This is a genomic window from Lyngbya sp. CCY1209 (genome assembly GCF_055795065.1).
In genome coordinates this window covers 17,119-30,302 of sequence record NZ_JAYFER010000590.1, presented here as the reverse complement: position 1 = coordinate 30,302, position 13,184 = coordinate 17,119, and the positions used below count along the sequence as shown (strand labels likewise).

13 protein-coding genes are annotated in these 13,184 nt (G+C 53.4%); 9 read left to right on the top strand and 4 right to left on the bottom strand.

The window, feature by feature from the left end:
- Positions 1–301: 301 nt before the first annotated feature.
- Positions 302–2,050 (bottom strand): bifunctional 3,4-dihydroxy-2-butanone-4-phosphate synthase/GTP cyclohydrolase II, encoded by a 1,749-nt coding sequence (ribBA, locus tag AC0QHF_RS21795; protein WP_324706352.1) that lies wholly within the window; start codon positions 2,048–2,050, stop codon positions 302–304.
- 171 nt (positions 2,051–2,221) lie between these two features.
- Here ribBA and AC0QHF_RS21790 point away from each other — a divergent pair, with 171 nt between their 5' ends.
- Entirely contained in the window at positions 2,222–3,079 is an 858-nt protein-coding gene (locus AC0QHF_RS21790) for a leucine-rich repeat domain-containing protein (protein WP_324706351.1), read from the top strand.
- Between the two features lie 202 nt (positions 3,080–3,281).
- Complete coding sequence (locus tag AC0QHF_RS21785) at positions 3,282–3,665, top strand: hypothetical protein (protein WP_324706349.1); 384 nt, start codon at positions 3,282–3,284, stop codon at positions 3,663–3,665.
- A 260-nt stretch (positions 3,666–3,925) separates the two neighbouring features.
- Here AC0QHF_RS21785 and AC0QHF_RS21780 read toward each other — a convergent pair whose 3' ends face one another.
- Together AC0QHF_RS21780 and AC0QHF_RS21775 are read right to left on the bottom strand one after the other, a co-directional pair.
- Positions 3,926–4,528 (bottom strand): nitroreductase family protein, encoded by a 603-nt coding sequence (locus AC0QHF_RS21780; protein ID WP_324706348.1) that lies wholly within the window; start codon positions 4,526–4,528, stop codon positions 3,926–3,928.
- Positions 4,529–4,603: 75 nt separating this feature from the next.
- Positions 4,604–4,819: a hypothetical protein gene (locus AC0QHF_RS21775; RefSeq protein WP_324706347.1), complete on the bottom strand. Its 216-nt coding sequence runs from the start codon at positions 4,817–4,819 to the stop codon at positions 4,604–4,606.
- A 357-nt stretch (positions 4,820–5,176) separates the two neighbouring features.
- Here AC0QHF_RS21775 and AC0QHF_RS21770 point away from each other — a divergent pair, with 357 nt between their 5' ends.
- From AC0QHF_RS21770 to arsC, 5 genes are read left to right on the top strand one after another with little or no spacing between them, the layout of a single operon-like run.
- Complete coding sequence (locus AC0QHF_RS21770) at positions 5,177–6,193, top strand: PstS family phosphate ABC transporter substrate-binding protein (protein ID WP_324706346.1); 1,017 nt, start codon at positions 5,177–5,179, stop codon at positions 6,191–6,193.
- 4 nt (positions 6,194–6,197) lie between these two features.
- Positions 6,198–7,343 (top strand): ACR3 family arsenite efflux transporter, encoded by a 1,146-nt coding sequence (arsB, locus tag AC0QHF_RS21765; protein WP_324706345.1) that lies wholly within the window; start codon positions 6,198–6,200, stop codon positions 7,341–7,343.
- A 7-nt stretch (positions 7,344–7,350) separates the two neighbouring features.
- Entirely contained in the window at positions 7,351–8,010 is a 660-nt protein-coding gene (arsH, locus tag AC0QHF_RS21760; RefSeq protein ID WP_324706344.1) for an arsenical resistance protein ArsH, read from the top strand.
- 4 nt (positions 8,011–8,014) lie between these two features.
- Complete coding sequence (locus tag AC0QHF_RS21755) at positions 8,015–8,485, top strand: phosphatase domain-containing putative toxin (protein WP_324706343.1); 471 nt, start codon at positions 8,015–8,017, stop codon at positions 8,483–8,485.
- Entirely contained in the window at positions 8,485–8,877 is a 393-nt protein-coding gene (gene arsC, locus AC0QHF_RS21750) for an arsenate reductase, glutathione/glutaredoxin type (protein ID WP_324706354.1), read from the top strand. The genes AC0QHF_RS21755 and arsC overlap by 1 nt, the downstream gene beginning before the upstream one ends.
- An 84-nt stretch (positions 8,878–8,961) precedes the next feature.
- On the opposite strand, the gene AC0QHF_RS21745 is transcribed toward arsC, so the two are convergent.
- Positions 8,962–9,615 (bottom strand): PEP-CTERM sorting domain-containing protein, encoded by a 654-nt coding sequence (locus tag AC0QHF_RS21745; RefSeq protein WP_324706342.1) that lies wholly within the window; start codon positions 9,613–9,615, stop codon positions 8,962–8,964.
- A 466-nt stretch (positions 9,616–10,081) separates the two neighbouring features.
- Here AC0QHF_RS21745 and AC0QHF_RS21740 point away from each other — a divergent pair, with 466 nt between their 5' ends.
- Both AC0QHF_RS21740 and AC0QHF_RS21735 read left to right on the top strand, forming a co-directional pair.
- Positions 10,082–12,685 (top strand): PAS domain S-box protein, encoded by a 2,604-nt coding sequence (locus AC0QHF_RS21740; protein ID WP_324706341.1) that lies wholly within the window; start codon positions 10,082–10,084, stop codon positions 12,683–12,685.
- Between the two features lie 85 nt (positions 12,686–12,770).
- The gene (locus tag AC0QHF_RS21735; RefSeq protein WP_324706353.1) at positions 12,771–13,151 is read left to right on the top strand and encodes a response regulator; all 381 of its coding nucleotides are present in this window, start codon (positions 12,771–12,773) and stop codon (positions 13,149–13,151) included.
- Positions 13,152–13,184: the final 33 nt, after the last annotated feature.

The following is a 13,184-nucleotide window of genomic DNA, read 5'->3' as shown; positions in this document are numbered from 1 at the left end:
TGAAATGATTCCGGAAAAAAATCGCTCCACTCAAAGCCCCCAGAATTGGGGGTTTGGGGGCGCGACGATTTACCAATGGTTTCCGATTGCCATACCATCCGTTTTTTATGTGATTATGGCAGTCCAGATATTTCGTAAAAACCGATAACCTCTCCGTGTCCTCTGTGCCTCTGTGGTGAAATTTAATGAATATTAAAGGCGAGAGTGTCGGAAGCCCCCCCGATCCCCCCAATTTTGGGGGGAACCGGAAAATCAACTCCCCTCGCCCAAAATTGGGAGAGGGGTCGGGGGTGAGGGCTTTTCACACCGAAAAACGATAAATCGTCTGCGTTTCCAACCGATCGCACACCGAGCTCGGACGCTTCTCCAAAGAAAACGCCTGCCGCTTCAATTGCACTTTCAGACTCGTGAGGGGATCGTAACCCGGAGAAATCAGAAACTCCAACTTTTCGACGTGGGGCCAGGTGGCGATGCGATCCAATATCTCCTGAATGGCTTTAACATAGGGATGGTCATTATCCTCATACCAGTCCGCCGCCGCCAAATTCGGCTGGTCGAAACCGAGGTTAAACACCATCGAGGCCTGACCGAATAAGGCGATCGCCACCGGGCGAGTTTCCTCCTGAATTCGCAGTTCGTAACTGTGGGCGAGATGTCTGAGTTTTTCCACCTGGTCGGAGTAGGAATACAGTTCCGCCGCCGACTGCAAAACCGACAGTGTGGAAGGGATGAACGTTTCCCCCATTTCCTCCGCCGTCTCCACCGGATCTTTCGGCAGTTTTTCCCACTTGATCGCCACCGTCACCAAATAGGTTTGCAGCAACAGATGACCCAACTTTTTCGCCTTCGTCGCCAGGTAAACCGAGTTGTAATCCGTCGCTTCGATTAATAACGGTACGCGATCGACGATCTCGATGCCGTAACCCTTCAACCCGGCAATTTTGCGGGGATTGTTTGTAATCAGCCGGATCTGGCGCACGCCGATATCGTTGAGAATTTGCGCCCCCATGCCGTAATTTCGCAGGTCGGGGGGGAAGCCGAGGCGTTCGTTGGCTTCCACCGTGTCGAGCCCCATATCCTGCAACGAATAGGCTTTCAATTTATTAATTAAACCGATGCCGCGGCCTTCCTGTTTCAGGTAAACCAGCACCCCCGCCCCGGCGTAGTCGATCATTTTCAACGCGGTTTGGAGTTGCATCCGGCAGTCGCAGCGGAGGGAACCGAAGGCGTCGCCGGTCAGACATTCCGAGTGTACCCGCACCATCACCGGGATGTCCCCGAAATCTGCCGGGTCGCCTTTGACGAGGGCGACGTGCTCGCTGTCGTCCTGGGTGTTGCGGTAGGCGTAAATTAAAAACTCTCCGAATTGGGTGGGGAGTTTGGCGACGGCCTCCCGGAGGATGAAGCGATCGTGTTGCAGGCGGTAGCCGATCAGGTCGGCGATGCTGATCAGTTTCAAATTGTGGGTTTGGGCGTATTCGATCAGTTCCGGAAGTCGCGCCATCGAACCGTCCGGGTTTTGGATCTCGCAGATCACGCCGCCGGGGTAGAGTCCGGCCAGCCGCGCCAGATCCACCGCCGCTTCGGTGTGGCCGGCCCGTTCCAGGACGCCGCCCTCTTTGGCCCGCAGGGGGAAAATGTGGCCGGGGCGCCGCAGGTCCTCCGGTTGGGTTTCCGGTTGGATCGCCACCTGGATGGTGCGGGCGCGATCGTCGGCGGAAATGCCCGTGGTGACTCCCATTTTGGGGGATGCGTCGATGCTGACGGTGAAGGCGGTTTGGTTGCTGTCGGTGTTTTTCGTCACCATCAGGGGGAGGTCGAGTTGGTCGAGGCGATCGCCGGTCAGGGCCAAGCAGATCAGCCCCCGGGCTTCCACCGCCATGAAGTTGATGGTTTGGGGGGTGGCAAATTGGGCGGCACAGATCAGATCGCCCTCGTTCTCCCGGTGTTCGTCATCCACGACGACGATGCAGCGTCCCGCCTTCAGGTCTGCCAAAGCATCCTCAACGCGGTCGAATTTGAAAGCCGGGGTGGGGGTGGGTTCGGTCACGGAATCCTCGAAATGCGCGATTAATCTTACAGGCAACTCGTTTTTGATTTTGACATACTCCCGGACTTTCCCGATCGCCGCGGTGGGAATCGGCCGACTCTACGATATGATCGGGTGTTGCGATCGCGCTCGGATCGCTTTCGTTTGTGGTGTGATATCGAGGAAATGCAGATGTGGGGACAGTTTGAGCGTCAAATCCTGGGAATCGGGGCCGCGATCGCCTCGGGTTGCGCCTTATGCTTGACAACGGCGACCCCATCTCCGGGTCAGTCCGCAGGCGACTTGGACGAATCCACCGGCTTTTCCCAGTGGTGCGCGGCGAAGGAAGAGTTGCCCCCCGAAACCCGCCGCACCGTCGATCTCCTCCTGGAAACTGCCGACACCGAGAACTGTTCGGAAGCCGAAAAGCGGCTGGCAACCCTCCGCCGCCTGGACCTGACGGCCCGGGAACTGTCCGACCTGCGGCCTTTGGCGACCCTCACCAACCTCAACCGCCTCGTCCTCCACAGAAACGAGATTTCCGATTTGACCCCCCTCGGCAATCTCACCAACCTCAGAATTCTGTTTCTCGCCTCCAACGACATCTCCGACCTCACCCCCCTGGAACCGCTGACCCAACTGGAACGGCTGATTCTCATCAACAATCAAATTTCGGATTTGACCCCCCTCAGTTCCCTGGAAAACCTCAACCTCCTGTTGTTGGGAAACAATCAAATCTCCGACTTGACCCCCCTGAGTCCCCTGACGAACTTGACGGAACTCGGCCTGTCCCGCAACCAAATTTCCGACCTCGCGCCGCTGGCAACCCTGACTAATTTGACCGAACTGAACCTGAGCAATAATAATATCTCCAACGTCGAACCGTTGGCTTCTCTAAATAATTTAAGGGAATTGAATCTCAACAGCAACAACATTTCCAACCCGTTTTCCCTCGCTTCTCTCGATAATCTCCACGAGATCTACCTCCACGACAATCCCATTGCAAATCAAATTTGCCCCCAAAATCCGGACGCTTTATGTTTCTTGTAGCGGTTTCGATGGGAAAAGATTGCTAGATTGCTATATAAACAATTGCAACTCAAGTCATCAGTCGATCGCCAAAAAATCAGGAAATCACAACAAAAGGTTAACATTTGTTCACATTAACAGGAAAGCGATCGCGATCGCGGACGGGATGGGTTAAGATTACAAAAACATCGGATTGACTTCACCGAAACCTTATCGAAACTCGGTGAAAATAGATGACATCGACAACATCGGTGAAAAACCCATGAAACTCTCCTATTCAATATCCGGCATCTCCGATCGAGTTCTCTACAACCCCTTCGTTTCCGAGGTCGAGTTACTTCCACTCGTCGGGAAGGGGGCGATAACAGAAGATAACGATCGCGATCGAATCGGATTCGAGGAGGAAGAAAGTCCCCTCCCCCCCGAAGACCATCCCACCGATTCCCGAAATTCTGTCCTGTTCGGCTTTTTTTCGGCCCTGATCGTCTTGGGTGCGATCGGCGGTGTGGTCGCCAGCCAAGTGTCTCAAATGTCCCGAGGAATTATCCGCACCGTACCCAGCGAATATCAAAAGGCGGCTCGGGATTTCCAGGCCGGCGGGTGGTAGATTTTGTATTTCAGCTACGTTTTGAAATCCAATTCGATCCGGTTTTTATATCGCCGTTTTCGATTTAATGAAAGACCAATGATCCCCCTAAATCCCCCTTAAAAAGGGGGACTTTGATGACGAATTCTCCCCCCTTCCTCCCCCCTTACTCCCCCCTTACTCCCCCCTTACAAAGGGGGGCTGGGGGGGATGGGGGCTGGGGGGGATGGGGGCCGGGGGGGATGGGGGCTGGGGGGGATATTCACTTTTCGCATTTGAAATTACCAACTGTCGCGAATCACCACTTCCGAAAGATCGAGTTGTCCCCCCCGGGGCGAAGCCGGTTTCACCGCCTTACCCACGGCAATCATAAAAGCGATCGCATGATCTTCGGGCAACTTAATAATTTCTGCGACCTTTTCGGGGTCAAATCCGATCATCGGACAGCTATCGTAACCCATCGCCTTTGCCGTCAGCATGATCGTCTGTCCGGCCATGCCGCAGGAACGCATCGCTTCATCCCGTTGCAGTTGTTCCTTTCCGTCGTAAAAAGAACCGATCATGGGAACTAACATATTGCGGGTTGTTTCCGGTGCATTCTGCCAATATCGTTCGGGATTCTTTTGCCAGGATTTGAGATCGGCACACAAAATAATCAGGATCGAAGCTTCAGTAACTTGAGCCTGATCCCAGGCGGCAGCACGGATTTGCTGGCGAATTTCCGGATCTCGGACAACCACAAACCGCCAGTTTTGAATATTAAAAGAAGTCGGGGAGAGTATAGCCGTTTCTAAGAGGGTTTGAATTTCCGCCTCGGTCATGGCGTGAGACGGATCGTAGTGTTTGACCGAACGGCGTTGTTCGATCGCTTCAAATAACTCCATCGTTCCCTTTAACCTCGGTTGCTAGGTGATGACTGGGACTCGGAGATTGTAGCAGAAAGGTTGGCACTGGAACGTTTAGAGGACTTCGGAAAGTTCCTCGACAATTTTGATCCGACCGCGAACCACCGATCGCAGCAACCGGTTGAGCGATCGCTGTTCGTCTTCACTGAGGGACTCGTCGAGGATGGCGGCCATGAGTCCGTAGCGGTCGGCGAGGGTCAGGTAGCCTTTGTCGGCTACGGTAGCCATCATGTTGTAGATGGCGCCGGGTAAAAGTTGAACTGAAATCATTTGACTGGACTGAACGCTTCTCTATTTATATCTTCCCGCGATCGCTTTTCGATCGCCGTGACTCGGGGAATTTACGGATGAGATCTTCGTTGTCTTTGGCAGTGAGTCAGATCAACATGGGGGTGCGATCGCGATCGCATTCTCATCAAACCGGAGTTCGGTTAAATCAATATTTTTTGATTAATACGGAAGGTGCGATCGCCCTTTCGCCTCGACCATTCAGCCTCTATTCCCTTGCTGGCAAGGAGTTTAGCGATGAAATCTCGTACCCAGGACGCGGGCAACCCCCTTGACATATCAATTTTTTTTGAAATAATAGAGAGTGTTCCTCCATTTGCTCAACCGGGGGCGAAGTTCATGAGTCCAATCCAAACAGCCCGACGGCTGGCTTTGGGGCTGGGGGCAGTCGCCGTACTGTCCGCCTGCGAGCCCACCCAGTCCGGCCAAGTCCGACCCATTCAAATCGACGGTTCGAGTACCGTCTACCCCATCACCGAAAAAATGGTCGCCCAATTCAACGCCGAACCCGAGCAAGACGTTGAAGTGAGTGCCAGTTTTTCCGGTACCGGCGGCGGTTTTAAAAAATTCTGTGCCGGCGAAACTGACATCAACAATGCGTCCCGCCCCATTCTCAAAAACGAGATGGAGGAGTGCAAAAAAAATGAAATTGCATATATCGAACTTCCCGTCGCTTTTGATGCCCTGACGGTGGTTGTCAACCCCCAAAATACTTGGGCGTCAGACCTGACCGTTGCGGAACTCAAAAAAATTTGGGAACCCGCCGCCCAGGGAAAAATTACCAAGTGGAACCAAATTCGACCGGAGTGGCCCGACCGCCCCATCGTTCTATTTGGGCCGGGTACCGATTCGGGAACCTACGATTATTTTACCGAGGCAATTGTCGGCCAATCGGGAAGCTCCCGCAGCGACTACACGGCCAGCGAGGACGACGATATATTGGCGAAAGGCGTGAGCGAAAATCCGAACGCTTTGGGATATTTCGGCTATGCTTACTACTTTGAAAATCAAGATAAACTCAAAGCGGTGGCAATTCATAACAGCGAAGGTTCCCCCGTCATGCCTTCCCCGGAAGCCGTTCAAAATGCCGAATATAAGCCCCTGGCTCGTCCCCTGTTTATTTATATCAATGCGGGGGTGGCGCGGGACAATCCATTGATGACGGATTTCCTGGATTTTTATATCAGAAACTCCCCGGAAATCGTCAGTTCTGTGGGTTACATCCCCTTCGAGGAGGACGACTATACCGCAGTTTACCGAAACTTTCATAAAACCAAAGTTGGAACCGCGTTCGGCGGCGAAGCGGAATTCACCATGAGCATCGATGAAGTGTTGAAAACGACAACCGAATACTAAATCCATGAGTAGCAATTCCCCCATCAATCAATCGGCTGTCCAAGCCGGCGGCCAACTCAGTTTCTTTGAAAAATACCTGACCGTTTGGGTGATTCTCTGCATCCTCGGAGGTATCGCCCTCGGTCGTTTATTTCCAGGAGTCGCCGTCACCCTCGACTCGATGAGCGTTTATCAGGTGTCGATTCCCATCGCGATTTGCCTGTTTTTCATGATGTATCCCATCATGGTAAAAATTGACTTTACCCAGGCGGTGAACGCGGCGAGAACCCCCAAACCCGTATTATTAACTTTAATTGTAAATTGGGTGATAAAACCCTTTACGATGGTGGCGTTTGCCCAGTTTTTTCTGGGGTGGCTGTTTCGCCCTCTGATCACCGGGACGGAGATGCTGCGGGGGGCGGAAGTTTCCCTGGCGGACTCCTATATTGCCGGGACGATATTGTTGGGAATTGCCCCCTGTACGGCGATGGTTTTGATGTGGGGTTATTTGTCCTACAGCAACCAAGGCCATACCTTGGTAATGGTGGCGATTAATTCCCTGACGATGCTGTTTTTGTACGCTCCTTTGGGACGGTGGCTGCTGTCGGCGAATAATTTGGCGGTTCCCTGGCAGACGATTTTACTGTCGGTTTTGATTTATGTGGGGTTGCCGTTGGCGGCGGGGATGTACAGTCGCTATTGGATTTTCAAGCACAAAGGGAAGGCTTGGTTCGATCGCAAATTTTTGAAATACTTGAGTCCGGTTTCGACGGCGGCTTTGCTGATCACTTTGGTTTTGCTGTTTGCGTTCAAAGGCGATCTGATTGTCGAGAATCCCCTGCACATTCTGTTGATTGCCGTACCCCTGTTTATCCAAACCAACTTCATCTTTTTTATCACCTATGTTATCGCGTTGAAAATGAAGCTGTCTTATGAAGATTCCGCACCGGCGGCGCTGATCGGGGCCAGCAATCATTTTGAAGTGGCGATCGCCACCGCAGTCACATTATTCGGACTCAATTCCGGGGCGGCTTTGGCGACTGTGGTGGGGGTGTTAATTGAAGTGCCGGTGATGTTGATGCTGGTGAAATTTTGCCAAAAAACGGCGTTTTGGTTTCCCCGAGAACCGGAAAAAGCCACGTTGTTCGATCCCCGTTGTTTGAAGTGTTAATTGAATCATGGATAATTTCGATCATCCCCCCAGAATTTTGTTTTTGTACGGTTCCCTGAGAAAGCGATCGTACAGCCGGTTACTCGCGGAAGAGGCGGCGAGAATTATTGCGGATATGGGGGCGGAAGTGCGGTTTTTTCATCCCCACGATCTGCCCTTGCGCGATCGCGTCGAGGAGTCCCATCCGGAAGTGCAAAAACTGCGGGAACTCAGCCAGTGGTCGGAGGGTCAGGTTTGGTCTTCTCCGGAAATGCACGGCAATATTACCGGGATTTTAAAGAACCAAATTGACTGGGTGCCGTTGAGTATCGGGGCGGTTCGTCCCACCCAGGGAAAAACTTTGGCGGTGATGCAAGTCAGCGGGGGTTCCCAATCGTTTAATGCGGTGAATACGATGCGAATTTTGGGGCGTTGGATGCGGATGTTTACAATTCCGAATCAATCCTCGGTGGCGAAGGCGTATCAGGAGTTTAACGAAGATGGGACGATGAAAGATTCACCTTATCGCGATCGCGTGGTGGACGTGATGGAGGAACTGTATAAATTTACCCTGCTGCTGCGGGATAAGGTGGATTATCTGACCGATCGCCACAGCGAACGGAAAGAAAAAAGCCGACAAAAAATTGTCGAAACGGCACAAAAAGCACTGGAAACCCAATCGAATTGATGGAATGGAACCGCAAGCCACCGAACCGATTTCCGAAAATTTGTGGTGGGTGATTCCCAAAAAAATCGCCGGGGTTCGCAAGCCGACGGCGGCAGAATTACCCGAATTGAAAGCGGCGGGAATTGGGGCGATCGTTTCCGTAATGGACGATCCGTCCAATTTAGACCTGTACGAAAAGGCGAATTTTCCTCACCTTTGGATACCCGTCAAAGGTGGAACCGCACCCAGTCGGGAACAGATGCAGCAGTTACAAGATTTCGTCACCCTTCAAAATCAACAAAACCGTGCCGTCGCGGTTCACTGTACCAGCGGGAGACGGCGAACGGGGACATTTCTTGCCGCTTATTTAATCGGTTTGGGTTCATCTTACCCAGATGCCATACAGACCATTTTGACAGCCAATCCCGCCGTCGAGTTGCGGGAGGCACAAATGCAATTTCTGCAAAACCTATCAATAGAATCAGGAGATCGATGATGAAACGAGTGATGTTTGTCTGCAAGAAAAATTCGTCCCGATCGCAAATGGCGGAGGGGTTTGCAAAAGTGATGGGAAAGGGTATAATTGAAGTGACCAGTTCCGGTTTGGAAAGTAGCGAAGTCAACCCCCACGCTATCAAAGCGATGGCGGATGTGGGAATCGATATTAGCGACCAAACCTCCAATGCTTTGAGCGAGTTTAGTCCAGAAGATTATGATGCGGTGATTTCCCTGTGCGGCTGTGGCGTCAATTTGCCGGAAGAGTGGGTGATGCGGGAGATATTTGAAGATTGGCAGTTGGACGATCCCGCCGAAAAGCCGGAGATTTTTCCTCGGGTGAGGGGGGAAGTGAAAGAACGGGTCGAAAAACTGATTCAAAAACTATCTTAGCGCAGTTCTCAACCCGGACAATTGGTTCGGGTTTATTCTTTTGGAAACTCGGGTCACTTCCCCCAAAGCGATCGCGGGAAATCCTCAGCCGTCCCCGCGTTTCAGGCGAAGTGATCCCAAGGCGCCGATCGCGATCAATCCGAAGATTGAAGCGGGTTCGGGTACGCTTGTCCGTCGCGTCGCCGTCCAGGTTCCCGAAAGATCGAACTTGACTTGTTCGGGAATGCTACTCCCGTCGAGAACCGAACTCCACTCCGTCGCCGTCATCCGGCGTATTGAAGTCACCTCAGACCGGCCGATACCGTCAAACCACGAATTTTCATTGAAGAAAAGTTTCCGGCCGCCACAATATCGGCTTCTACAAGGAGAAATACTGGCAACCCGTTCCTCGTCGAAAGGTCGCCAAAATAAATCGGTTCTTTCCCCTTCAATTAACAATGAGAAACCCAAACCCGGTACGGTCGATGAAAAGTTTGTCACCCTAAAAAATTGGTCTTCGCGAGTTATTTCTAGGGTTTCTCCACAGAGAAAAGATGGCATCGATGGGGGGCACAACTCGACGACTGCCTCAAACGGGTCGTCTTCGTGGCTGAACTCCCCCGTCCCGATTAAATTTTGTTCTCTGTCAAAAAACTCCAAATCGTAGAATACGGCGGCAGTTCCGGGGGACGCGATCGCCAGCACCGAAAGGAGCCCGATCCCGCAACTCGATGCTATTTTTTTAACCGCAATTTTCATTTCTATTTTCTCCCATATTTGGGGAACAATTTCCCCGAAATTTCGCCTTTTAAGCGTGAAATTACACGGCTAAAATTGTGAAAGTTTCGGAAATTTTTAATGCATAAACATCTACTTCTAGTAAACAATGGGATGCCCTGATAAACAAGAGGGCTATGTAAAAAAAGCAAATTTTCGGATGAAGCTTCTGTAAAATTAATAGCCGATGCGGAGAGCGGGTGTCCGAGTTGCGATCGCGACACGATGCGGGGGGATGAATGGAGTCGGGGAGTCCGTACCGCCGAAATTCCGTATTTAGCCGACGTGGCGGGGTAAACTGGTCATATAAAAAGCTGTTGAAAGTTGTGCGATCGCGCTATTTTTCACCGACGATTCATCTCGCCGTCAGATCCGAAGGAGCGATCGCTTCCAATCGCCCGGACAACGATTATGCCGTCCATTCACCCTCTCGAACGAACACCAGATCATGGTTTCTCGGTCTCCCATACCTCCGACAACACTTTTAATAGGTGCAGACCCTTCCGAATCCCGGCGCCGACTGGCTCAAATCTTGCTGGAAAACAATTATCGGATCGAGCTGACCGATCGAGGGGATGAAATCGTCTCGAAGGCGCGAAATCTGCGCCCCGACTTGATCCTTCTCGACGTACAATTGAGCGATGTGCAGATCGCGGAACAATTGCAAACCGACCGGACGACCCGAAACATTCCCATCATCCTCCTGGCCGACTCCAAGGCCGTATTTCGGGAGATTCGCGCCTCAAATTTCCGGGCGGCGGACTATTTAATTTCACCCTTCGATCGCTCCGAAGTGCTGCTGAGAATCGAAACGCAACTGGATCGGCGGCGCTGTAGCGGTGCGATGCCGGACTGCCGAGCCACCTGGGAGGCGGTCTTCACCCAGGCGGCGGTGGGGATCAACCAGGCGGACGTCACCACTGGGCGATTCATCCGCGTCAATCCCCGATTTTGCCAGATGTTGGGGTACTCGGAAGCGGAACTTTTGCAAAAAACCTATCTTGAAGTCACGCACCCGGAGGATCTCAAAACCTATTGGGAGGCGATGGCGAAACTGTACCGGGGAGACATCGAATCCCTGACCCTGGAAAAACGCTATTTGTGCCGGAGCGGAAACCCCGTTTGGGCTCACGTCAGCCTTTCCCTCGTCCGGAGTGCGGACGGGATGCCAATTTCCGACCTGGCCATCGTCGAGGATATCGGCGATCGCAAGCGGGCCGAACTCGCCCTCCAGGAGAGCGAAGAGCGGTTTCGCGAAATCGCCTCCACCGTCAGCCAGTTTTTCTTCCTGCGGCGGGCCGACTCGGGGGAGTACATTTACGTGAGTCCCGCCTACGAGAAAATTTGGGGCCGAAGTTGCGAGAGTCTCTATCAGAACCCTGACTCTTGGCTCGAAACCATCCATCCCGACGATCGCGATTGGGTCAAAAGTTCCCTGCGAGAACAGTTTCGGGGAACTCCCCTGCGGCGGGAATATCGCATCGTCCGGCCCGACGGCGAAATTCGCTGGGTCGCCGCAGAAGTGAGCGTGATCCGAGATGAGAGGGGGGCACCCCTGCGATTCGTCGGATTTGCGGAAGATATCGGCGATCGCAAGCGGGCCGAAAAGCAACTCCGGGAAAGCGAGGAACGCTTCCGCACCGCCTTCGAGGACGCCGCCACCGGCATGGTCTTGGTGTCGAGCACCGGGCGCGTGCTGAAGGTGAACCGCTCCCTGTGCGAAATTTTGGGCTACACCGAGGCCGAATTGCTGGCGCTCACCTTCCAGGAGATCACCCACCCCGACGACCTCGACACCGACTTACAACTCTTCAAACAGGTTTTGAAGGGGGAGATCCGCACCTACGAGATCGAAAAGCGCTACTTCGGGCGCGACGGCCGGGTCATTTGGGCGCTGCTGGGCGTTTCCCTGGTCATGGACGAAACCGAACAGCCGCTCTATTTGATTTCTCAGATTCAGGATATCAGCGATCGCAAGCGGGCGGAGGAGGCCCTGAGAAACAGCGAGGAGCGCTTCCGCCTCTCCTTCGAGAGTTCCGCCGTGGGGATGGGGCTCGTCAACCTCGACGGGACTTTCATACAGGTCAACCGGGCCTTTTGCGAGATGGTCGGCTATTCGGAGCGGGAGTTCCTTTCTCTGAGGATAGACGACATCACCCACCCCGAAGACCTGAAAATCGAATTGGAATCGGTCCGGCAACTGCTCGACAGCCAGATCCCCTACTATCACATGGAAAAACGGTACGTCCACAAACGGGGATACGAGGTCTGGACGCTGTTGAGCGTGTCCCTGATCCGGGACAGTTCCGGCGATCCCCTCTACTTCATCGGACAGGCTCAGGATATCAGCGAACGGCGGGCGATGGAGCAGATGAAGCAAGAATTTATTTCCGTCGTCAGCCACGAATTGCGGACCCCCCTCACGGCGATCCGGGGGTCCTTGGGGCTGCTGTCCTGCGGGTTGTACGACGACCGACCCGAGACGTTCCACCGCCTGATCGAAATCGCCCTGCTGGATACGGAGCGGCTGGTGCGGCTGGTGAACGATATTCTCGACATCGAGCGGTTGGAGTCGGGGCGGGCGGAGTTTAAGATGGAGGACTGTGGGGCGGAAGACTTGATGCGGCGGGCGATCGCGAGTTTGCAGGCGATCGCGGATTCGGAATCCGTCATCCTCCAGATGCGCCCCACCCCGGCGCGAGTTCGGGCCGACCCCGACGCCGTTCTCCAAACCCTGACCAATTTGGTGGGAAATGCCATCAAATTTTCGCCGCCGAATACCCCGGTGATTTTATCCGCCCGGACGGCGGGCGATGAGGTAATATTTCAAGTAAGCGATCGCGGCCGAGGCATTCCCCCCGACAAACTCGACGCGATCTTCGGGCGGTTCCTGCAAGTGGACGCTTCGGACTCCCGCCAAAAAGGGGGCACAGGTTTGGGTCTGGCGATTTGTCGGAGTATCGTCGAACAACACGGCGGCAACATTTGGGTCGAAAGCGAGTTGGGAAAGGGGAGTCAATTTTACTTCACCTTGCCCCGCCCGGACATCTGAAGTGGGCGGTGTCGAGCCGTTGATTTTGGGGGCGATCGCGATCGGACTTTACAGCAGATTATTGGAACTTAAAAAAAAGCGATCGATGGTAGAAAAAAAAATTTTAATTATCGACGATGAAGAACGCATCCGGGAAATCGTCCAGGTCTGCCTGCAAGATCTCGGCGGCTGGGATGTGGTCACGGCAGATTCCGGTCAGGAGGGGTTGGTCAAAGCCAAAACTGAATCCCCAAATGCGATTCTTTTAGATGTATCGATGCCCGATATCGACGGGTTTGAATTCTTCGATCGCCTCCAACAAACCCCCGGTTTGAAAGAGATTCCCGTCATCCTCCTCACCGCCAAAGTCCTCCCCCAAGATCGCCAAAGTTTTGAACGGATGGGAGTCAAAGGTCTGATCGCCAAACCCTTCAATCCCCTCACCCTGGCGCAAGAGGTGGAAAAACTTTTGGATGCCGACGGGTGACAATTGAAAAGCCCTCAACCCTCCAGCGTCAGC